Here is a 17,821-nt window from a genome sequence, read left to right as displayed (position 1 = left end):
CCGTTTTTCTCGTTTAAAAAAACCCGCCGGGCCTTTTCCGTCCGCTTCGGGTGAAGGTTGAGCCATGTTCGAAACCCTCCTGTCACCGCTCTACGACCTCTACGAGCTCGGCGGCGCCGTGACCCTGATCCTGCTCTTTCTCTCGGTGATCTCGCTGGCGACCTTCCTTCTGAAGATCTGGCAGTTCGCGGCCGCTGGGGTCGGCCGGCGCGGCACGTCGAAGAAGGCCGTCGACCGCTTCGTGGACGGACAGGAGCGCGATGCGCTGACGATCGCACAAGGGGGGTGCAGTCCGGTGGCCGTGGTCGTCGCCGCCGCCATCAGGGGAATTCTCTTCAGGCCTGACGCCCGCGCCGATGTGGAAGAGGACGTGCAGCGGATCGCCCAGGAGCGGCTGCACCGGCTGACGGCCGGGCTGCGCCTTCTCGAGGCGATCGCCCAGATCGCGCCGCTGCTCGGCCTCTTCGGCACCGTGCTCGGCATGATCGAGGCCTTCCAGGCCATGCAGGGTGCGGGCTCGAACATCGATCCGTCGCAGCTTGCCGGCGGCATCTGGGTGGCGCTCCTGACGACGGCCGTGGGCCTTGCCGTGGCGATGCCGACGCAGCTCGCCGTCACCTGGCTCGACAGCCGCATCGAGAACGAGCGGGTGGGCATGGAGACCGCGCTCGCGGCGATCTTCACGAGGCGGATCACCGACCGTGCGCCGGAGGCTGCGGCCCGGGCGAAGGGCCCGTCGGTCCGCAAGGCTGAGCCGAGCCTCGTTCCGGGGGAATAAGGGTGCGGATCTCGCGCAATCCGAAGAAGCGTGCGGCCCTGTCGGTGACCTCGCTCATCGACGTGATCTTTCTGCTGCTCCTCTTCTTCATGCTGACCTCCACCTTCGTTCGCCACCAGCAGGTGGACATCGCCGCCCCCAATGCCGAAGGGGCGAGCGGCGGCTCCTCGCCGGACGTTCTCCTGCGGGCGGGTGCCGACGATCAAGTGACGATCAACGGGGAGACCGTGGGGCTTGCCGACATCGCGGACCGGCTCGCGGCGCTTCGGCAGGCCGGCGGCGAGACGCTTCTCGTGACCGCCACCGAGGACGCCGTGAGCCAGACGCTGGTGAACGCGGTGGAGGCCGCGCAGCGCTCGGGCTTCACGAAGATCTCCGTCGCCGACTGAACCCTCTGGCCTGCCGGCCCCCACGCCAGACGACGCCCACTCTGACGACGCCCACCCTGATGACGATCCCGAAGGCCGATCATGCGACTGAAACAAGCCGAAAAGCGCAAGGCACAGGATCCGACGATCGCGCTCATCAACGTCGTCTTCCTGATGCTGATCTTCTTCCTGCTCGCCGGAACGATCGCGCCGGGCGCCGATCCCGAGATCCGGCTGATCTCCACGCGCGACGCGGAGGGCGCGCCGCCGCCGGCCGAGCCGGTGGGCATCACCGCCGAGGGCGAGCTGCGCTATGGCGGCGCGGCGATCGAGATGGATGCGCTGATCGCCGAACTCTCGACCACCCGCTCGGCCCCCGAGGCGCAGGTCCCGCCCGCGGGCGAGGCTCGCGAGACCGGCGAGACCGAAGGCGAGGCGGCGACGGGAGCCCCCCTTTCGGTCACCGCCGATCGCGACCTGCCGGCGCGCGATCTCATCGCGATCCTGCGCCAGCTGCGCGAGGCGGGCTATGCGGCCCATATCGTGACCCGCGCGGGAGGGCCGCAGTGATGGGCGGACTGTCCCGCACGGCGATCGCCTGCGCCGTCATCCTCTCCCTTACGATCCACGGAGCGCTGGCGCTCTGGCTGCTGAGCGATGCGGATCGCGAGGAGACGGCCATGCTCGAAGGCGGGCCGGGGATCGAGCTCGCGATGGTGGGCGATCCCTTCGACGCGGTCTCGGCCGGCGACCAGAGCGCGAACGATACGAGCGAGACGGTCGAGCCGGAAGCGGTGCAGCCGGTCGAGGCCGAGCCGGTGAACGAGATGGCGAGCGCGGAGCCCGCCGAAACCGTCGACACCGCCGAGCCGGCCGAGACGCCGGAGACGGCCGAGCCGGTCGACAGCGAACTCGTGACCGAATCCTCCGAGGCGACGGAGGCCGTGAGCGAGCCGGCCGAGGTCGCGGCCGTCGAGCCCGACACCATCGAGACCGCATCCGTGACGGAAACGGTGGAGGCGATGGACCCGCAGCCCGAGAACGTTCCCGCGCCGACCAAGCGCCCGCCGCCGCCCGCGCCGAGACCGCAGGTCGCCCAGTCCGAGCCGGACCCGAAGCCGGCCCGGACCGAGCGGCGGACGCCGCAGCGCGCCGAGCAGCGCAGCGGCAATCGCGGAGCCAGCCAGGCGGATGCGCGGCGCGGCTCGCAGGAGGCCGGGCGATCCGCACGATCCGGCAGTCGCGGCTCGGGCGTGAGTGCCGCCCAGGCGACGTCGAACTATTCCGGGCAGGTGCTCTCGCGCATCCGCAGGGCCCAGCGCTATCCATCGGCCGCCCGGCGCAGCCAGGCCCAGGGGGTCGCGAGCGTCGCCTTCACCGTGACCGCGCGGGGCGGGGTGAGCGGTATCCGGCTCGTGCGCTCCTCCGGCAACGGGCTCCTCGACCAGGCCGCGGTCGATACGGTTCGCCGCGCCGCTCCCTTCCCGCCGATTCCGGCCGTGGCGGGACGCCAAAGCATGAGCTTCACGGTGCCGATCCGCTTCCAGCTGAGATGAGCATGGAGCCGTCCCGAGAGATGTTCGAGGCCGGCAGGCGCCTCGGGGGAGGGGTTGCCGATCCCTCCCGCGCGGCGTTTCTCGACCTTCTGCAGACGCTTGCCGCCGAGCCGCGCCGCCGTGCGCTGACGCGGATCTGCGCGATGATCGGCGAGACCGCTCGGGGCCCGGACGATCTGCGGCTTGCCGATCTGTTGCGCCCGTCCGCCGTCTCGCGGGCGGTTCTCGACGAGCGGAGGCGGGGCGCGCCCTCCCGATCGGTCGCGGTCTGCCAGGTGCACCGCCATCTCGCCCGCGCAAGTCTCGGCGCGCTTTCGGCCCTCTGGCTTCTGGAGGGATCGATCGCGACCGCCGGGCCGGGCGAAGCGCGGTTCCTGATCGAGGAACGGGCGATCGGCCTTCGCCCGCGGGCCGTCACGCCCGACTGGCGCGCGGCCGCGCCGGACGAGGTGCGGGCCGCGAGCGCCGATCTTCTCGCGCTTCTCGGCGCGATCGACCGGACGCAGCCGCGCAAGGGCGGCCCGATCCTTGCCAGCAATCACGCGATCGGCCTCCTTTCGCCCTGGCTTGCCCTCTGCCGGGCAGGCGCCCCGCGACCGGCCGCGCGTTCGGCCATGCGGACCTATCTCGCAGCATTCGCGCCCGATTGCGTGGATGCGATCGACTGGGAGGCCGATCGAGCCGGTTTCGAGGCGGGAGGCGGCGGTGCGGCGATCACGAGACGGGCCTGCTGCCTCAAATATTCGTCAGCGGCCCGCTCCTTCTGCGGGACCTGCCCCTTCAGGACGGGCGATCCGGCGATTGCCTGACCGGGGACCCGCCGGCGCGCGACGGGCGCCGCGGCCTTGTCTCCTGGCCCTTCCTTGCGGCGACAGGCACCGATCTTTACATGGCATGGGGCCCCGCGCGCCCGTCCTCGGGCGGCGGGTCCAGATGCCCTGTTCGGCCGCCGTCTTATGCTTTTCCTCACGATGTCGGCCTATGAGGGGAACGGTCCCGGTCCTGAGGCCGGCATGCCGCCCCATCCGTTCGCGCTCCGAAGGACGCATTTGCGCCCGAAGGAGCCTCAACCCGAAGGACACCATTCCCGCCATGCTCGCCGTTCTCAGTGTCGTGATGCTCGCCCTCAACATCTACTGGTGGATCATCATCGCCTCGGCGATCCTGTCGTGGCTTTACGCCTTCAACATCGTCAATTCCGGCAACGGGTTCGTCGATTCGATCGCGCAGTTCCTCTACCGGATGACCGAGCCGCTCTATCGCCGCATCCGCCGCTTCCTGCCGGATCTCGGCGGGCTCGATCTGTCGCCGCTCGTCGCCCTGCTGGGCATCTTCTTCCTGCAGCAGGTCATCATCATCTATCTCTATCCGGCGGTGGCGCAGGCCGGCATCTGACCTGAAGGACCGGGCTGACCGGCCTTGGCCGATCCGTTCTTCGAGACCGCCCGCGACGGCATCCGGCTCTTCGTGCGGCTGACGCCGAAGAGTTCCGCCGACAGGCTGGATGCGGTGGCCGAGGACGGCGCGGGACGGCTGCGCCTGAAGGCGAGGGTGCGTGCGCTGCCCGAGGACGGGCGCGCCAACGCAGCGCTCGCCGCGCTCCTCGCCCGCGCCTTCGGATGCGCGAAATCGGATGTGGCGGTCGTCGCGGGCGTGACTTCGCGCTCGAAGACCGTGCATCTGCGCGGCGAGGCGGAGCGGCTTGCCGCGATCGCGGAAGGCCTCGCCGGGGCCTGAGCCGGCGGCGCGGATCATCCGCCGGGCCTATGCTTCCTGACACTAACAAAAAAGCCGCCGGAGGTTCTCCCCGGCGGCTCGACCTGTGTGGTTGGCTCGACCCGGCTCAGGCGCCGCGCTTGGCGAGGGTGCGAAGGCGCAGGGCGTTGAGCTTGATGAAGCCGGCCGCATCCTTCTGGTCGTAGGCGCCGTGATCGTCCTCGAAGGTGACGAGGGCGTCGTTATAGAGCGACTTCGCGCTCTCGCGGCCTTCCACGATGACATTGCCCTTGTAGAGCTTGAGGCGCACCGTGCCTTCCACGTGCTTCTGGGAATGATCGATGGCGGCCTGCAGCATCTCGCGCTCGGGCGAGAACCAGAAGCCGTTATAGATCAGCTCGGCATATTGCGGCATCAGCTGGTCCTTGAGGTGCATGGCACCGCGATCGAGCGTGATCGACTCGATCGCCCGGTGCGCGGCGAGCAGGATCGTGCCGCCCGGCGTTTCGTAGATGCCGCGCGACTTCATGCCGACGAAGCGGTTCTCCACGAGATCCAGACGGCCGATGCCGTTGTCGCGGCCGAGATCGTTGAGCGCTGCGAGGAGCTCGTGCGGCTTCATGGTCTTGCCGTCGATCGAGACCGGATCGCCCTTTTCGAAGCCGATGGTGATCGTCGTCGGCGTATCCGGGGCCTCTTCGGGGCTGACGGAGCGCATGAAGACGTAGGGCGGCGGCGCCTCGTTCGGGTCCTCCAGCACCTTGCCCTCGGAGGAGGAGTGGAGAAGGTTGGCATCGACCGAGAACGGGGCCTCGCCGCGCTTGTCCTTGGTCACCGTGATCTGGTTCTTCTCGGCGAAATCGAGAAGGTCGGTGCGCGACTTGAACGACCAGTCGCGCCAGGGGGCGATGACCTTGATGTCGGGGTTCAGCGCATAGGCCGAGAGCTCGAAGCGCACCTGATCGTTGCCCTTGCCGGTCGCACCGTGCGCGATGGCGTCGGCGCCTGTCTCGGCCGCGATCTCGACGAGGCGCTTGGAGATCAGCGGGCGGGCGATCGAGGTGCCGAGGAGATAGGTGCCCTCGTAGACGGCGTTGGCCCGGAACATCGGGAAGACGAAGTCGCGGCAGAACTCCTCGCGCACGTCCTCGATATAGATGTCCTTGACGCCGGCGCGCTCGGCCTTTTCGCGGGCAGGGCCGAGTTCCTCGCCCTGGCCGAGATCGGCGGTGAAGGTCACCACTTCGGCGCCGAGTTCGGTCTGCAGCCATTTGAGGATGATCGAGGTGTCGAGCCCGCCGGAATAGGCGAGGACGACCTTCTTGACGTCGCGGGGAAGGGCCATGGGTTCGCTTTCTGATGCAGAGTTCGAAGGTTCGCGCGCTGTATAGCAAGCTTCGCGGGCGAGGAAACGGGGCGCAGGGCGATATCTGCGGGGGGAGGGGTGTGGACGGGCTGACGGCTATCCTCGCCGGTGCTAGATTGCGGGCGGCGCGGGCTTCAGCGGGTGCGCCGGTTTCCGGGACCCTCCGATCGAGCCTCTCACGAAGGCGAAGATCCCCTCGTCCGGTCCGATTTGACAGGATGCAGGATGACCTTCGTTCCAGACCCCGCGACCCTTGCCGCCTTCCTTCTCGCCGCCGTGGTGCTGACCATCACGCCGGGGCCGGACATGACCCTGTTCCTGGGGCGCACGCTCTCTTCGGGGCGCAAGGCGGGCTTTGCGGCGATGCTCGGGGCATCGAGCGGCATTCTGGTCCATACGAGCCTTGCCGCCTTCGGCATCTCGGCCCTGATCGCGGCCTCGCCCGAGGCCTTCCTCGTCCTGAAGTTCGCGGGCGCCGCCTATCTGATCTTCCTTGCGGTCCAGGCCGTGGTCTCGGGCTCCGCCCTCAGCGTGAAGCCCGGCCGGCCCGCGCGCCGGCGCAGCACGTTCGGGCACTGGCTGACCGGTCTCGGGATCAATCTCCTCAACCCGAAGATCATCCTCTTCTTCGTGACCTTCCTGCCGCAATTCGTCTCCGCTTCCGATCCGCACGCGGCCGGTAAGCTCGTCTTTCTCGGCCTTCTCTTCATCGCGGTGGCCATTCCCGTGAGCGTGCCGATGATTCTCGCCGCCGACACGCTCTCCGGCGTGCTGATGCGCCGGCCGAAGGTGACGCGCGCCATCGACTGGCTGTTCGCCGGCGTCTTTTCGGCCTTCGCCATCCGAATTCTCGTCGCCCAGGGACGATGAGGATTTCGCCGCCTCCCCATGAAAGGAAGCCCTTGCACGGCGCGAAAAAACGCTCTATCTCGGGCCGCATCGTCGCCACTCCCTTTCGGAGACGGCGAGCGTGCGGTTGTAGCTCAGTTGGTTAGAGCGTCGGATTGTGGCTCCGGAGGTCGGTGGTTCGAGACCACCCAACCGTACCATTTCTTCCCATCCCGATAGGATCATGGTTGTGAGGACGCGCGACGGGCAGGGCCGCTGCGGCCGCAGCGTGGTGGGTGGCGCGTCGTGACGCCGGTGCCGGCCGACCGGGATCCGAGGCGCGCGGTGCGACGGCTGAAATCGCTGGCGCTCTTCGCGGTCGTAGCGACGGGACTTGCCAGCGTCTTCGATCCGGGCATCGCCATCGAACTCGCGCTGTTCTGCGTCTTCCTTATCGCCATTCTCTTCTGGCCGGTCGGCCGGTCCGAGCCGAGACCCGTCGGCGCCGAGGCGCCGGTCGAGCGCGAGGCGTTCGGTGCCGGCAGCCGGGCGATCGTCGAGGCGCTGGCCGAGCCGGTGCTCGTGCTCGATCGCGAGACGACCCTCACCTATCAGAACCCGGCCTCGATCGAACCGCTCGGGCGGCTCGCCATCGGAGAGGCCGTCGCGCTGCGCTTTCGTGCGCCCCACGTCCTGTCCGCCATCGACGACGCCATGCGGATGGACGAGCGCCGCACGGCCTTTCTCGACGAGCGGCGCGGGGCCGATCGAAGCTTCGAGATCGAGATCCTGCCGGTTCGCGACCGGGACGGCGGCCGGCCCCGGATCTTTCTTCTCGTCTTCTCCGACCGGACCGCCGTGCGCCAGACCGATCGCATCCGCACCGATTTCGTCGCCAATGCCAGCCACGAACTGCGAACGCCGCTCGCCTCGCTGACGGGCTTCATCGAGACGCTCCAGGGGCCGGCCCGGGACGATGCGCTCGCGCGTGACCGTTTCCTCGCCATCATGCGGGACCAGGCCGCGCGCATGTCGCGGCTGATCGACGATCTTCTCTCGCTCTCGCGAATCGAGATGAAGCGGCACCTGCCGGTGAGCGAGGCGGTGGACCTGCGCGCGATTCTGACGAAGGTGGCCGATCAGATGGCCCCGCTCGCGAGCGATATGGGCGTTGCGATCGAGACCGATCTCGGACCGTCGGGCCTCGAAGTCGCCGGCGCGAGCGACGAGCTGATGCAGGTCTTCTCGAACCTCGTGGAGAACGCCTGCAAATACGGCCGGTCGGGCGGGCGCGTCGTCCTGCGCCTGCGCACCGGTGCCGAACGCGGCCATCCGGTCGTCGACGCCTCGGTGGAGGATTTCGGCGAGGGGATCGCTGCCGAGCACGTGCCGCGCCTGACGGAGCGGTTCTACCGCGTCGATGTCGGCTCCTCGCGGGCCATGCAGGGAACGGGCCTCGGGCTCGCCATCGTCCGCAACATTCTCCAGCGCCACAAGGCCCGTCTTCTCATCGATTCCGAGCCCGGTCGCGGCACGATCTTCACGACGCGGTTCGCGAGGCTTTCCGGGAATGCGGGTGAAGCGCAAATAAAACCTGAAAAATCAAGTGTTTAACCTGTCATAAAACTGTGCTCCGGCTGTCATATATGGTTCGTGGAAGGGCGTTAGGAACCCGTCGAACGCAAGAGTTCTGCGCCGGCCGACCGGCGTAACTTTCAACAGGCGTCCATTCGAACCGTAACCGGAGACATCCCTTGCACAACAAGCTCCTCGCCAGCCTTCTCGTGGGCTCCGCCCTCGGCCTGTCCGCCCCGGCCTTCGCCCAGTCCGGCGAGCCGATCCAGGTCGCCGGTTCCTCGACCGTTCTGCCCTATGCGCAGATCGTGGCCGAGAACTTCGGCGAGACCTTCCCCGACTATCCGACCCCGGTGGTCGAATCGGGTGGCTCGTCCGCCGGTCTGAAGCAGTTCTGCCAGGGCGTCGGCCCTGACACGATCGACGTCGCCAACTCCTCGCGCCCGATCCGCGACTCGGAGATCCAGGCCTGCAACGATGCCGGCGTCAACGAGATCTCCGAGATCAAGTTCGGCTATGACGGCATCGTCTTCGCATCCGCAGCCTCGGGCCCCTCGTTCGCCCTGACCCCCGAGATGGTCTACAAGGCGATGGCCGCGCAGGTTCCGCAGGACGGCCAGATGGGCCCGAACGCCTACGCCAAGTGGTCGGACGTGGACGCCTCGCTCCCCGATCAGCAGATCTCGGCCTATATCCCGGCCTCCAACCACGGCACGCGCGAAGTCTTCGAGGAGAAGCTCCTGCTTCAGGGCTGTGAAGACTCCGGCGCCATGAAGATGATGATGGACGGCGGAATGGACGAGGATGCGGCGGAAGACGCCTGCATGCAGGTCCGCAACGACAACACCATCGGTGAGATCTCGGGTGACTACACCGAGACGCTGGCCCGCATCGAAGCCAATCCGCAGGCGGTGGGCGTGTTCGGTCTCGCCTTCTTCGAGCAGAACCAGGACCGCCTCCAGGTCGCCACGATCGACGACGTGACGCCTTCGGCCGAGACGATCGCTTCGGGCGAGTATCCGGTGTCGCGTCCGCTCTACTTCTACGTCAAGCGCGCCCATCTCGGCGTCGTTCCGGGCCTTCAGGAATACGTGCAGTTCTTCCTGTCGGAGCAGATGACGGGCGACGGCTCGCCGACGGTCGAATACGGCCTCGTTCCGCTGCCGCAGGACGAGCGCGCACAGCAGATCGAGCAGTTCGAGAACGGCGACTCGGTCTCGGTCTCCGGCTAAGCCTCGAAATGATCCGCGAGGCGGGCGGTGCGGATGTCGGTCCGCCCGCCCGCCTCGCGCCGCGAACCGCCCTCGAGCCCGTCGCCATCTGAAGCGGGGCTCGGGGGGGCGCCGAGCGGACGGCCAACGGCCCGATCGTTCGGGTCCCGTTGGCCGTCCCTTCGGCGATCATCGCCGAGGCGAAGCCTCCGCCGCAGCGTGTCATTGCCGGCCATCGGCCCGGACCTTGCGCCCCTGCGGCAGGTCCAACTTCCTGAAAGGCGCATTCCGTGTCGACCTTCACGATTATCGCCATCGTCCTCCTGATCGGCGCGATCGGTGCGACCCTGGGCTTTCGCCGGGGCTCCGCGCTTCGTGCCGAGGGCGGGCGCAAGCCGCATTCGCGCCCGGTCTACCATGCGAGCTACGTGTTCACCTGGGGCGTGATCCCGGCGCTTCTGGTGCTGTCGGTCTGGCTGATCGCCTCGCCGATCCTCAACGAGCTGAACGTGCGCGGCGATTTTCCCGAAGGGGCGGTCGCCGAGGCGAACCTGACGGACGATCTCGCCTACGGCATCGTCGAATCGATCGGCTCGGGCCTTCGCGCGCTACCCGAAAGCGAGCGTGAGACCGTGACGGCCGAGACCCCGATCGCAGAGGCCGTGCCGCTGTTTCGCCAGTATGGCGTGCCCGTCGCCTCGGCGAGCGCCGACTGGATGATCCCGCTCGCCATCGAGCGGAACGCCTTTCAGGACATCAGCCGCTGGGCGATGACCCTCGTCGTGATCGCCCTTGCCGCGATCGGGACCTTCCACGGCTATCGGGGGATCCGCACCCGCCTGCGCGCGCGCAACAAGGTGGAATCGGTCGTCAACTCGATGCTCGTGATCGCCTCCTCGATCGCGATCCTGACGACGGTCGGCATCGTCATTTCTCTCGTTTCGGAGAGCGCCGACTTCTTCGCCCGCGTCGATCCCTGGACGTTCTTCTTCGGCACGGTCTGGGAGCCGCGCTTCGCGGCGGCGGGCTCGGGCGGGGCCGAAGGGCAGTTCGGGCTGATCCCGCTTCTCGCCGGCACGCTCTATATCGGCTTCGTCGCCATGCTGGTCGCCGTGCCGATCGGCCTCTTCGCCGCGATCTACATGGCCGAATATGCGAGCAACCGGGTGCGATCGGTCGCAAAGCCCCTCCTCGAAGTGCTCGCCGGCATCCCGACCATCGTCTACGGCTTCTTCGCCCTCGTCACGGTGGGTCCGTTCTTCCGCGATCTCTCGGCCCAGATCTCCGGGCTCCTGACCGGCGACTACTCCGCCTTCATCCAGGCCCAGAGCGTGCTGACGGCGGGTTTCGTCATGGGCATCATGCTGATCCCCTTCGTCTCCTCGCTCTCCGACGACATCATCACCTCAGTGCCCGGTTCGCTGCGCGACGGCTCGCTCGGGCTCGGGGCGACCCGGTCGGAGACGATCAAGAAGGTGGTGCTGCCGGCAGCGCTCCCGGGCATCGTCTCGGCGCTCCTGCTCACGGCCTCGCGCGCCATCGGCGAGACGATGATCGTGGTGCTGGCGGCGGGTGTCGCGGCGAACCTCACGATCAATCCCTTCGAGGCGATGACGACGATCACCGTGAAGATCGTGCAGCAGCTGACGGGTGACCTGGAATTCACCTCGCCCCAGACGCTCGTCGCCTTCGCGCTCGGCATCACGCTCTTCGTGATCACGCTCTGCCTCAATGTCTACGCGCTCTACATCGTGCGGAAGTACAAGGAACAGTACGAATGACCGATACGACCGCAACGGGCGCCGAGGGGCGGACGCATTCGTCCACCAATCGCCGCGATATCGGGATCAAGAAGCGCTACGCCGCCGAGCGCCGGTTCAAGGCCTATGGCATCTTCGCGATCGTCCTCGGCGTGACCTTCCTGTGCATCCTCCTCTGGAGCGTCGTCTCGAAGGGCTATACGGCCTTCTTCCAGACCGAGATCCAGGTTCCGATCACGTTCTCCGAGGAGATTCTCGGCACGCCGCAGGACGCTGCGGAGAACGAGACCAAGCTCTTGATGGCGAACTATCCCCAGCTCGCCCGCGACGGCCTGATCCGGCTTCTCGGCATCGACCCCGAGGACAGGCAGGCGGTGACCGCCGCCAACGGGCTGATCTCCCAGGGCGTGCGAACCGAGCTGCGCGACATCGTGATGAGCGACCTGTCGGCGATCGGCACGACGCAGGAGGTCTGGCTCTATGCGAGCTCCCAGCTCGACAGCGCGCTGAAGGGCCAATACGACCTCAACGTGCCCGAAAACCGCCGCCCGATCAGCGATCTGCAGCTGCGCTATATCGAGGAGCTGGAGGCCAAGGGCGCGATCGCGCAGAACTTCAACTGGGGCCTGTTCACCTCCGGCGCCTCCTCGCGGGCCGAGACCGCCGGCGTTGGGGTCGCGATCATCGGCTCGGCCTATATGATGCTGATCGTTCTGGCGCTCGCGCTGCCGATCGGCGTCGCGGCCTCGATCTATCTGGAGGAGTTCGCGCCGAAGAACCGCTTCACCGATCTCATCGAGGTGAACATCAACAATCTGGCGGCGGTGCCCTCGATCGTCTTCGGTATCCTCGGGCTCGCGGTCTTCATCAACTGGTTCGGGCTGCCGCGCTCGGCCGCCCTCGTCGGCGGACTGGTGCTCACCCTGATGACGCTTCCGACGATCATCATCGCGACGCGCGCGGCGCTTCGGGCCGTTCCGCCTTCGATCCGCTGGGCGGCCCTCGGCCTCGGAGCCTCGCGCACCCAGACCGTGTTCCAGCACGTGCTGCCGCTCGCCGCGCCCGGCATTCTCACCGGCACCATCATCGGCCTTGCCCAGGCGCTCGGCGAGACGGCGCCGCTGCTTCTCATCGGCATGGTCGCCTTCGTCGCCGACTATCCCGACACGCCGCTCGATCCGGCGACGGCCCTGCCGGTGCAGATCTACATGTGGGCCAACGAGGCCGAGCGCGCCTTCCAGGAACGCACCTCCGGCGCCATCATGATCCTTCTCGGCTTCCTTGCGCTCATGAACCTCACGGCGATCTTCCTGCGTCGCCGCTTCGAACGACGGTGGTAGACTGATATGATGGAAAACATCCAAGCGACGCTGAACGAAAGAGCCTCCGTGACCCCCAACCGCACGATCAAGATGAAGACCGAGAAGGTCACCGTCCATTACGGCCAGAAGCAGGCCCTGAACGGGATCGACCTCGAGGTCTACGAACGCCAGGTGACGGCGCTGATCGGTCCGTCGGGCTGCGGGAAGTCGACCTATCTGCGCTGCCTCAACCGGATGAACGACACGATCGACGCGGCCAAGGTCGCCGGCACGATCCTTCTCGACGGCGAGAACATCTACGATCCCGACCTCGACGTGGTGGAACTGCGCGCGCGGGTGGGCATGGTGTTCCAGAAGCCCAACCCGTTCCCCAAGTCGATCTGGGAGAACGTCGCCTACGGCCCCAAGATCCACGGCCTTGCCAAGACCAAGGACGAACTGGAGGAGATCGTCCACACCTCGCTGAAGAAGGCGGGCCTCTACAACGAGGTGAAGGACCGGCTGGACGAGCCCGGCACCGGGCTTTCGGGCGGCCAGCAGCAGCGGCTGTGCATCGCCCGCGCGATCGCGGTCTCGCCCGAGGTCATCCTGATGGACGAGCCCTGCTCGGCCCTCGATCCGATCGCGACGGCCACCGTCGAGGAACTGATCGACGAGCTCAAGCAGAACTACACGATCGTCATCGTCACCCATTCGATGCAGCAGGCGGCGCGCGTCAGCCAGCAGACCGCGATGTTCCATCTCGGCGATCTCGCCGAAGTCGGGGATACCGAGATGATGTTCTCCAATCCCAGCGACAAGCGGACCCAGGACTACATCATGGGCCGCTTCGGCTGATCCGATACGAGGGGAGGGCGCTTCGAGGGGCGCCGTCCCGCCATGACAGGGTTCGGCGCGATCGGCCGGACCGGCCGCACGAGCACTCATTTCCAGGGAGGCCCCCATGGCTTCGCATATCGTTTCCTCCTACGAGGACGAGCTGAAATACATCGTCCGCCGGATCTCGGAGATGGGCGGGCAGGCCGAGCGCATGCTGCAGCAGTCGGTGACGGCGCTGGTCAAGGGCGATGCGAGCATCGCCCAGTCGGTGATCGCCGACGACGTGATTCTCGACGCCTCCCAGCGCGAGGTCGACGAGAAGGCGATCATGACCATCGGCAAGCGCCAGCCGATCGCCCTCGACCTGCGCGAGATCGTGGGCGCGATCCGCATCTCGAACGATCTGGAGCGGATCGGGGATCTCGCCAAGAACATCTCCAAGCGGGTTCTGGCGGTGCACCGACATCCCCAGCCGGGACAGCTCGTACGCGGCATCGAGCACCTGTCGGAACTGGCGATCGACCAGCTGAAGGACGTTCTCGACGCCTATGCGACGCGCGACCACGAGCGCGCGGCCGCGATCCGCGAGAGCGACGAGCAGATCGACGCCGTCTATACCTCGATCTTCCGCGAACTCCTGACCTACATGATGGAGGATCCGCGCAACATCACCTCCTGCACCCATCTCCTGTTCAGCGCCAAGAACATCGAGCGGATCGGCGACCACGCGACCAATATCGCCGAGACGGTCTTCTACATCCGCACCGGGCAGGAAATGGTGACCGAACGCTCGAAGGGCGACCGGTCCGCCTCCGTCACCCAGAAAAGCGTCGAGCAGGCCGTGGAGGCCGCGAGCGAATGAGCCTCCGGGTCACCGTCGTCGAGGACGAGGAGGCGCTGGGCGTTCTCCTGCGCTACAACCTGGAAGCGGAAGGCTACGAGGTCGAGGTCATCGCCCGGGGCGACGAGGCCGATCTTCGCCTGAAGGAGGACGTGCCCGATCTTCTCGTCCTCGACTGGATGCTGCCGGGGCTGTCCGGGGTCGAGATCTGCCGGCGCCTGCGCCAGCGGCCGGAGACCGCGCAGCTTCCCGTGATCATGCTGACGGCACGGGGCGAGGAGAGCGAGCGCGTCCAGGGCCTTTCGGTCGGGGCCGACGATTACGTGGTCAAGCCCTTCTCCATGCGCGAGCTCACGGCACGCGTCAAAGGCATGCTGCGCAGGGCGAATCCCGAAAAGGTCGCCAGCGTCCTGACGGCCGGCGATCTCGAGATCGACCGTTCGGCCCACCGCGTCCGCCGATCGGGCCGCGAGCTGAAGCTCGGACCGACCGAATACAAGCTTCTCGAATTCTTCATGCAGTCGCCCGGCCGGGTGTTCACGCGCGAACAGCTTCTCGACGGGGTCTGGGGTCGCGACATCTACGTGGACGAGCGCACGGTGGACGTGCATGTGGGCCGGCTGCGCAAGGCGATCAACCGAACGCGAGACCGCGATCCGATCAGGACCGTTCGCGGGGCGGGCTATGCGCTGGACGAGCAGTTTCTCGCCGGCAAGGCGGCGCCGCGTCCGCGGGCAAGGGAAGCTGCCGCGGGCTGACCCCGCGGCGTGACGCCTTTCGGCCGGTGCCCGTCAGTCACCGTCCGCGAATGCGTGGAAGTGGTGGGTCGGGCCCTGGCCCCGGCCGACATCGAGGCGGTCCGCCCCCGCGATGGCCCCGCCGATATAGGCTTTGGCCCGGTATGCGGCCTCTTTGAGATTGCGGCCGTGCCCGAGTTCGGTCGCGAGCGCGGATGACAGGGTGCAGCCGGTGCCGTGGGTGTTGCGGGTGTCGAAGCGCCTCGCCTCGAGCCAGATCTCCTCCTCCCGCGTGACGAGAACGTCGATCGCCTCCTCTCCGGGAAGATGGCCGCCCTTCACGAGGACCGCCCCGCAGCCGAGTTCGAGAAGCCGGCGCCCCTGATCGCGCATCTCCTCGGGCGTCTTTGCCCCCGTCTCGCCGAGAAGCGCTGCGGCCTCCGGCAGATTGGGGGTGAGGAGGCTTGCGCGCGGGAGAAGGTGGTCGCGCAGCGCGGCCACGGCGTCTTCGGACAGGAGCCGGTCGCCGCCCTTGGCGATCATCACCGGATCGACGACCACCGGCGCATCGATTTGCGCGAGGAGTTCGGCGACGAGGAGGGTGGTCTCGACATCGCCGAGCATGCCGATCTTGATCGCATCGATGCGGATGTCCTCGACGATCGCCTCGATCTGCGCGCGAACCATGTCGGGGCCTGCGAGGACGAAGCTGCGAACGCCCCGGGTGTTCTGGGCGGTGAGCGCCGTGATCGCGGCCATGGCATAGCCGCCATTCGCGCTGATCGCCTTGATATCGGCCTGGATGCCGGCTCCGCCCGAAGGATCGGAGCCGGCGATCGAAAGAATGTTCGGGACCATCGTCCGCCTCGCCGCATGGGATTCGCCGATGGAGCCGAAGACGCGCCAGGACCTGAGCGATGAAAGCAGGCCGTCGCAACTTCCTCCGCCGGTATGATCCGGTTCAGGTTCAAAGGGTGCTTCTCAACCCGGTCTCTGCCGGATGCCCCTGTCGCTTTGCGCCACATCCGTCCCACGAGGCTCGCACCGGTGTCAAATCACCGGGTGTTCGCGCGCCGGTGTTTCGATCGTCGCCTGCGGCCGGATACGACGAGGCCCGCCGGGGGCGAGCCGGCGGGCCTTGGATGTCGAGAGGCTGAAAGGCGGTGCCGCGCGAGAGACCCGGGCCCGTCTCAAGGACCGGGTCCGGGGCGCCGGCTGTTTCCCGACGCATCGGATGGTCCGAAACCCTTGCCCACTCTTCGGTCCGATGCCTCAGTGATCAGAGCGGGGCGATCAGCGGGGGACGACGGCGTTACCGCCGGCGGGGGCGACGGCGATCGGAACCACGGGCTCGCCCGCAAGAACGGGTGCTGCCGGAAGCAGCTGGAGCTTGGCGACGCCGAGCGTGGCGTTGATGCCCTCCTGGCCGGTGAGGCTCAACGGCTGAAGCGAGAGGCTGTCGTTGGAGCCGCCGACGAGCGCGTTGACGCCGCCGCCGACAAAGGCCGAGGCATTGGCCGAGGCGCCCACATAGGTGCCGGCGAGACTGCCCGGCTGGGCCGCAGACCCATCGAGCGAGACGACCGCCCAGGTCATCACGGTGCGACCGGTGGCACCGACCGAAAGGCCGGTCGTGTCGAGCGTGCCGGCATAAAGGGCGGTGTCGCCGCTGCCGATGGGCGTGAACTCGCAGACCAGCTTGTCCTGCGAGCCGACGACATAGCCGATCGAGCCATCGCTGTGGCAGCCGAGCGTTCCGACCTTGAGGGCGGCCGCCGAAGCGGGGGTCGCGGCGGAGAGGGCGCCGAGGGCGAGGAGCGTGGTGGCGGCGAAGGCGGCGGTGGTTTTGGCGATACGCATCTGAACACTCCGATATTTGTTCGTCCGCCTTGCAAACACATGCGAGCGCACTGGCGTTCCGCCGTTCCGCCTAAATTTGCGGTAAGCTGGCAGGCCGGGGGAAGCCTCGGAAAACGTCAGTTTTGCGCAGGGCTCGGCCAGTAACCTTCGATAAACCATGTTGTGCGTTGGAGACGCGCGGCGACGGTGCCACCCCACCGCGACCATGACGGTCCCGGTCACGAACCTGACGGAACCAGACGAGCGAATGTCCGAGAATTCCACCGACAAGCGTCCGATCCGACTGAAGGGCCGATCCTTCCTGGCGATCCAGCTTTCGCCCGAACTGCCCTTCGACAACTGGCTTGCGCGTCTGGATGATCTGGCGCGCCGCTCCACCGGCTTCTTCCTCGGCCGGCCCATCGTCCTCGATGTCGAGGGCCTCGACATCACCCAGGAGGAACTGAAGGATCTCATCGGCGAACTGGGCGAACGCTCTGTCCGCATCATGGGCATCGAAGGCGCGAGGCCTTCGATCCTCGGGCTCGGCATGCCGCCCGCCATGAAGGGCGGCCGCCCGGCCGCCGACATCGATCCGGACGCCGAGGCGCCGAAGCCGGCCGCCGCGCAGGCGGGAAGTTCAGCCGAAAGCGGTGCCGCGGCCGCTGCCGCCGTCGCCGAGAAATCGCGGCCTGAGGCCCAGCCGGTCCATCTCGCCGAGACCGGCCAGCTTCCCTCCCTCGTCGTCGACCGCCCGGTGCGATCCGGCCAGTCGATCATCTTTCCCGAGGGCGACGTGACCGTCGTCGGCTCGGTCTCCTCGGGCGCCGAGATCGTCGCCGGCGGCTCCATCCATGTCTACGGCGCCCTGCGCGGCCGGGCACTGGCGGGCTCCGTCGGCAATTCGAACGCCCGCATCTTCTGCTCCAAGCTCGAAGCCGAACTCGTCGCGATCGACGGCCTCTACAAGATGCCCGACGACCTCGACCGGCAACTCGTAGGCCAGGCCGTCACCATCTGGCTCGATGGCGAAACCATTCGCGCCGACCGACTCTAGACCCAACCGACCATCCCGGCATGATGCTGGGAACCAGGAGAAAATGAC

19 protein-coding genes, 1 tRNA gene and 1 riboswitch are annotated in these 17,821 nt (G+C 67.5%); of the genes, 17 read left to right on the top strand and 3 right to left on the bottom strand.

All coding sequences use genetic code 11. From position 1 onward, the window contains the following. Nucleotides 1–64 precede the first annotated feature (64 nt). From DYI37_RS09745 to DYI37_RS09715, 7 genes are all read left to right on the top strand, one after another. Nucleotides 65–778, top strand: a complete 714-nt coding sequence (locus DYI37_RS09745; protein WP_116683057.1) for a MotA/TolQ/ExbB proton channel family protein — start codon at nucleotides 65–67, stop codon at nucleotides 776–778. A 2-nt stretch (nucleotides 779–780) separates the two neighbouring features. Then, nucleotides 781–1,167 (top strand): ExbD/TolR family protein, encoded by a 387-nt coding sequence (locus DYI37_RS09740; RefSeq protein WP_158555123.1) that lies wholly within the window; start codon nucleotides 781–783, stop codon nucleotides 1,165–1,167. A gap of 81 nt (nucleotides 1,168–1,248) precedes the next feature. Beyond that, nucleotides 1,249–1,716, top strand: a complete 468-nt coding sequence (locus DYI37_RS09735) for an ExbD/TolR family protein (RefSeq protein ID WP_116683055.1) — start codon at nucleotides 1,249–1,251, stop codon at nucleotides 1,714–1,716. Next, the gene (locus tag DYI37_RS09730; RefSeq protein ID WP_116683054.1) at nucleotides 1,716–2,702 is read left to right on the top strand and encodes an energy transducer TonB family protein; all 987 of its coding nucleotides are present in this window, start codon (nucleotides 1,716–1,718) and stop codon (nucleotides 2,700–2,702) included. Before DYI37_RS09735 ends, DYI37_RS09730 begins: the two co-directional genes overlap by 1 nt. A gap of 2 nt (nucleotides 2,703–2,704) precedes the next feature. Then, nucleotides 2,705–3,511, top strand: coding sequence for a hypothetical protein (locus DYI37_RS09725; RefSeq protein ID WP_116683053.1), 807 nt, complete (start codon nucleotides 2,705–2,707; stop codon nucleotides 3,509–3,511). A 283-nt stretch (nucleotides 3,512–3,794) separates the two neighbouring features. Beyond that, on the top strand, nucleotides 3,795–4,097 hold the full coding sequence (locus tag DYI37_RS09720) for a YggT family protein (protein ID WP_116683052.1): 303 nt from the start codon (nucleotides 3,795–3,797) through the stop codon (nucleotides 4,095–4,097). Nucleotides 4,098–4,121: 24 nt separating this feature from the next. After that, nucleotides 4,122–4,439 carry a DUF167 family protein gene (locus tag DYI37_RS09715; protein ID WP_116683051.1) on the top strand — a complete coding sequence of 106 codons (318 nt, stop codon included), beginning with the start codon at nucleotides 4,122–4,124 and terminating at the stop codon, nucleotides 4,437–4,439. A 106-nt stretch (nucleotides 4,440–4,545) separates the two neighbouring features. Here DYI37_RS09715 and DYI37_RS09710 read toward each other — a convergent pair whose 3' ends face one another. Further along, nucleotides 4,546–5,763, bottom strand: a complete 1,218-nt coding sequence (locus tag DYI37_RS09710) for an argininosuccinate synthase (protein WP_116683050.1) — start codon at nucleotides 5,761–5,763, stop codon at nucleotides 4,546–4,548. A gap of 246 nt (nucleotides 5,764–6,009) precedes the next feature. Here DYI37_RS09710 and DYI37_RS09705 point away from each other — a divergent pair, with 246 nt between their 5' ends. The 9 genes from DYI37_RS09705 (at nucleotide 6,010) to phoB (ending at nucleotide 14,898) form a co-directional block, all read left to right on the top strand. Further along, a complete protein-coding gene (locus tag DYI37_RS09705; protein WP_116683049.1) occupies nucleotides 6,010–6,654 on the top strand; it encodes a LysE family translocator in 645 nt (214 codons plus the stop codon). Between the two features lie 102 nt (nucleotides 6,655–6,756). Then, nucleotides 6,757–6,833, top strand: a tRNA-His gene (locus tag DYI37_RS09700). A gap of 124 nt (nucleotides 6,834–6,957) precedes the next feature. Beyond that, the gene (locus tag DYI37_RS09695) at nucleotides 6,958–8,226 is read left to right on the top strand and encodes an ATP-binding protein (protein ID WP_245413861.1); all 1,269 of its coding nucleotides are present in this window, start codon (nucleotides 6,958–6,960) and stop codon (nucleotides 8,224–8,226) included. A 140-nt stretch (nucleotides 8,227–8,366) separates the two neighbouring features. Continuing rightward, nucleotides 8,367–9,419, top strand: coding sequence for a PstS family phosphate ABC transporter substrate-binding protein (locus DYI37_RS09690; RefSeq protein WP_116683048.1), 1,053 nt, complete (start codon nucleotides 8,367–8,369; stop codon nucleotides 9,417–9,419). Between the two features lie 269 nt (nucleotides 9,420–9,688). Then, nucleotides 9,689–11,179 (top strand): phosphate ABC transporter permease subunit PstC, encoded by a 1,491-nt coding sequence (pstC, locus tag DYI37_RS09680; RefSeq protein WP_116683046.1) that lies wholly within the window; start codon nucleotides 9,689–9,691, stop codon nucleotides 11,177–11,179. Next, the gene (gene pstA, locus DYI37_RS09675) at nucleotides 11,176–12,498 is read left to right on the top strand and encodes a phosphate ABC transporter permease PstA (RefSeq protein WP_116683045.1); all 1,323 of its coding nucleotides are present in this window, start codon (nucleotides 11,176–11,178) and stop codon (nucleotides 12,496–12,498) included. Before pstC ends, pstA begins: the two co-directional genes overlap by 4 nt. A 9-nt stretch (nucleotides 12,499–12,507) precedes the next feature. Continuing rightward, entirely contained in the window at nucleotides 12,508–13,317 is an 810-nt protein-coding gene (pstB, locus tag DYI37_RS09670) for a phosphate ABC transporter ATP-binding protein PstB (RefSeq protein WP_425365041.1), read from the top strand. A gap of 106 nt (nucleotides 13,318–13,423) precedes the next feature. Beyond that, nucleotides 13,424–14,161 (top strand): phosphate signaling complex protein PhoU, encoded by a 738-nt coding sequence (gene phoU, locus DYI37_RS09665; RefSeq protein ID WP_116683043.1) that lies wholly within the window; start codon nucleotides 13,424–13,426, stop codon nucleotides 14,159–14,161. Continuing rightward, nucleotides 14,158–14,898, top strand: a complete 741-nt coding sequence (gene phoB / locus DYI37_RS09660; RefSeq protein ID WP_116683042.1) for a phosphate regulon transcriptional regulator PhoB — start codon at nucleotides 14,158–14,160, stop codon at nucleotides 14,896–14,898. The genes phoU and phoB overlap by 4 nt, the downstream gene beginning before the upstream one ends. A 33-nt stretch (nucleotides 14,899–14,931) precedes the next feature. On the opposite strand, the gene thiD is transcribed toward phoB, so the two are convergent. Both thiD and DYI37_RS09650 read right to left on the bottom strand, forming a co-directional pair. Next, a complete protein-coding gene (thiD, locus tag DYI37_RS09655; RefSeq protein ID WP_116683471.1) occupies nucleotides 14,932–15,735 on the bottom strand; it encodes a bifunctional hydroxymethylpyrimidine kinase/phosphomethylpyrimidine kinase in 804 nt (267 codons plus the stop codon). Between the two features lie 63 nt (nucleotides 15,736–15,798). Beyond that, nucleotides 15,799–15,895, bottom strand: a riboswitch (TPP riboswitch). 275 nt (nucleotides 15,896–16,170) lie between these two features. Beyond that, entirely contained in the window at nucleotides 16,171–16,737 is a 567-nt protein-coding gene (locus tag DYI37_RS09650) for a DUF992 domain-containing protein (protein WP_116683041.1), read from the bottom strand. A gap of 247 nt (nucleotides 16,738–16,984) precedes the next feature. On the opposite strand from DYI37_RS09650, the gene minC reads away from it, so the two are divergent. After that, entirely contained in the window at nucleotides 16,985–17,773 is a 789-nt protein-coding gene (gene minC, locus DYI37_RS09645; protein ID WP_116683040.1) for a septum site-determining protein MinC, read from the top strand. Nucleotides 17,774–17,821 lie beyond the last annotated feature (48 nt).

The organism is Fulvimarina endophytica, assembly GCF_003403015.1.
In the GTDB taxonomy this organism is placed as follows: Bacteria; Pseudomonadota; Alphaproteobacteria; order Rhizobiales; family Rhizobiaceae; genus Fulvimarina; species Fulvimarina endophytica.
Note: the sequence above shows the minus strand (reverse complement) of the source record. Positions and strands in the feature narration are given on the sequence as shown.

Coding starts and splice junctions, on each gene's coding strand:
- thiD (WP_116683471.1), bottom strand. CDS start 15,735: ATGGTCCCGAACATTCTTTCGATCGCCGGCTCCGATCCTTCGGGCGGA.
- pstB (WP_425365041.1), top strand. CDS start 12,508: ATGGAAAACATCCAAGCGACGCTGAACGAAAGAGCCTCCGTGACCCCC.
- pstA (WP_116683045.1), top strand. CDS start 11,176: ATGACCGATACGACCGCAACGGGCGCCGAGGGGCGGACGCATTCGTCC.
- phoU (WP_116683043.1), top strand. CDS start 13,424: ATGGCTTCGCATATCGTTTCCTCCTACGAGGACGAGCTGAAATACATC.
- phoB (WP_116683042.1), top strand. CDS start 14,158: ATGAGCCTCCGGGTCACCGTCGTCGAGGACGAGGAGGCGCTGGGCGTT.
- DYI37_RS09735 (WP_116683055.1), top strand. CDS start 1,249: ATGCGACTGAAACAAGCCGAAAAGCGCAAGGCACAGGATCCGACGATC.
- DYI37_RS09710 (WP_116683050.1), bottom strand. CDS start 5,763: ATGGCCCTTCCCCGCGACGTCAAGAAGGTCGTCCTCGCCTATTCCGGC.
- DYI37_RS09705 (WP_116683049.1), top strand. CDS start 6,010: ATGACCTTCGTTCCAGACCCCGCGACCCTTGCCGCCTTCCTTCTCGCC.
- DYI37_RS09720 (WP_116683052.1), top strand. CDS start 3,795: ATGCTCGCCGTTCTCAGTGTCGTGATGCTCGCCCTCAACATCTACTGG.
- DYI37_RS09725 (WP_116683053.1), top strand. CDS start 2,705: ATGGAGCCGTCCCGAGAGATGTTCGAGGCCGGCAGGCGCCTCGGGGGA.
- minC (WP_116683040.1), top strand. CDS start 16,985: ATGTCCGAGAATTCCACCGACAAGCGTCCGATCCGACTGAAGGGCCGA.
- DYI37_RS09745 (WP_116683057.1), top strand. CDS start 65: ATGTTCGAAACCCTCCTGTCACCGCTCTACGACCTCTACGAGCTCGGC.
- DYI37_RS09650 (WP_116683041.1), bottom strand. CDS start 16,737: ATGCGTATCGCCAAAACCACCGCCGCCTTCGCCGCCACCACGCTCCTC.
- DYI37_RS09730 (WP_116683054.1), top strand. CDS start 1,716: ATGGGCGGACTGTCCCGCACGGCGATCGCCTGCGCCGTCATCCTCTCC.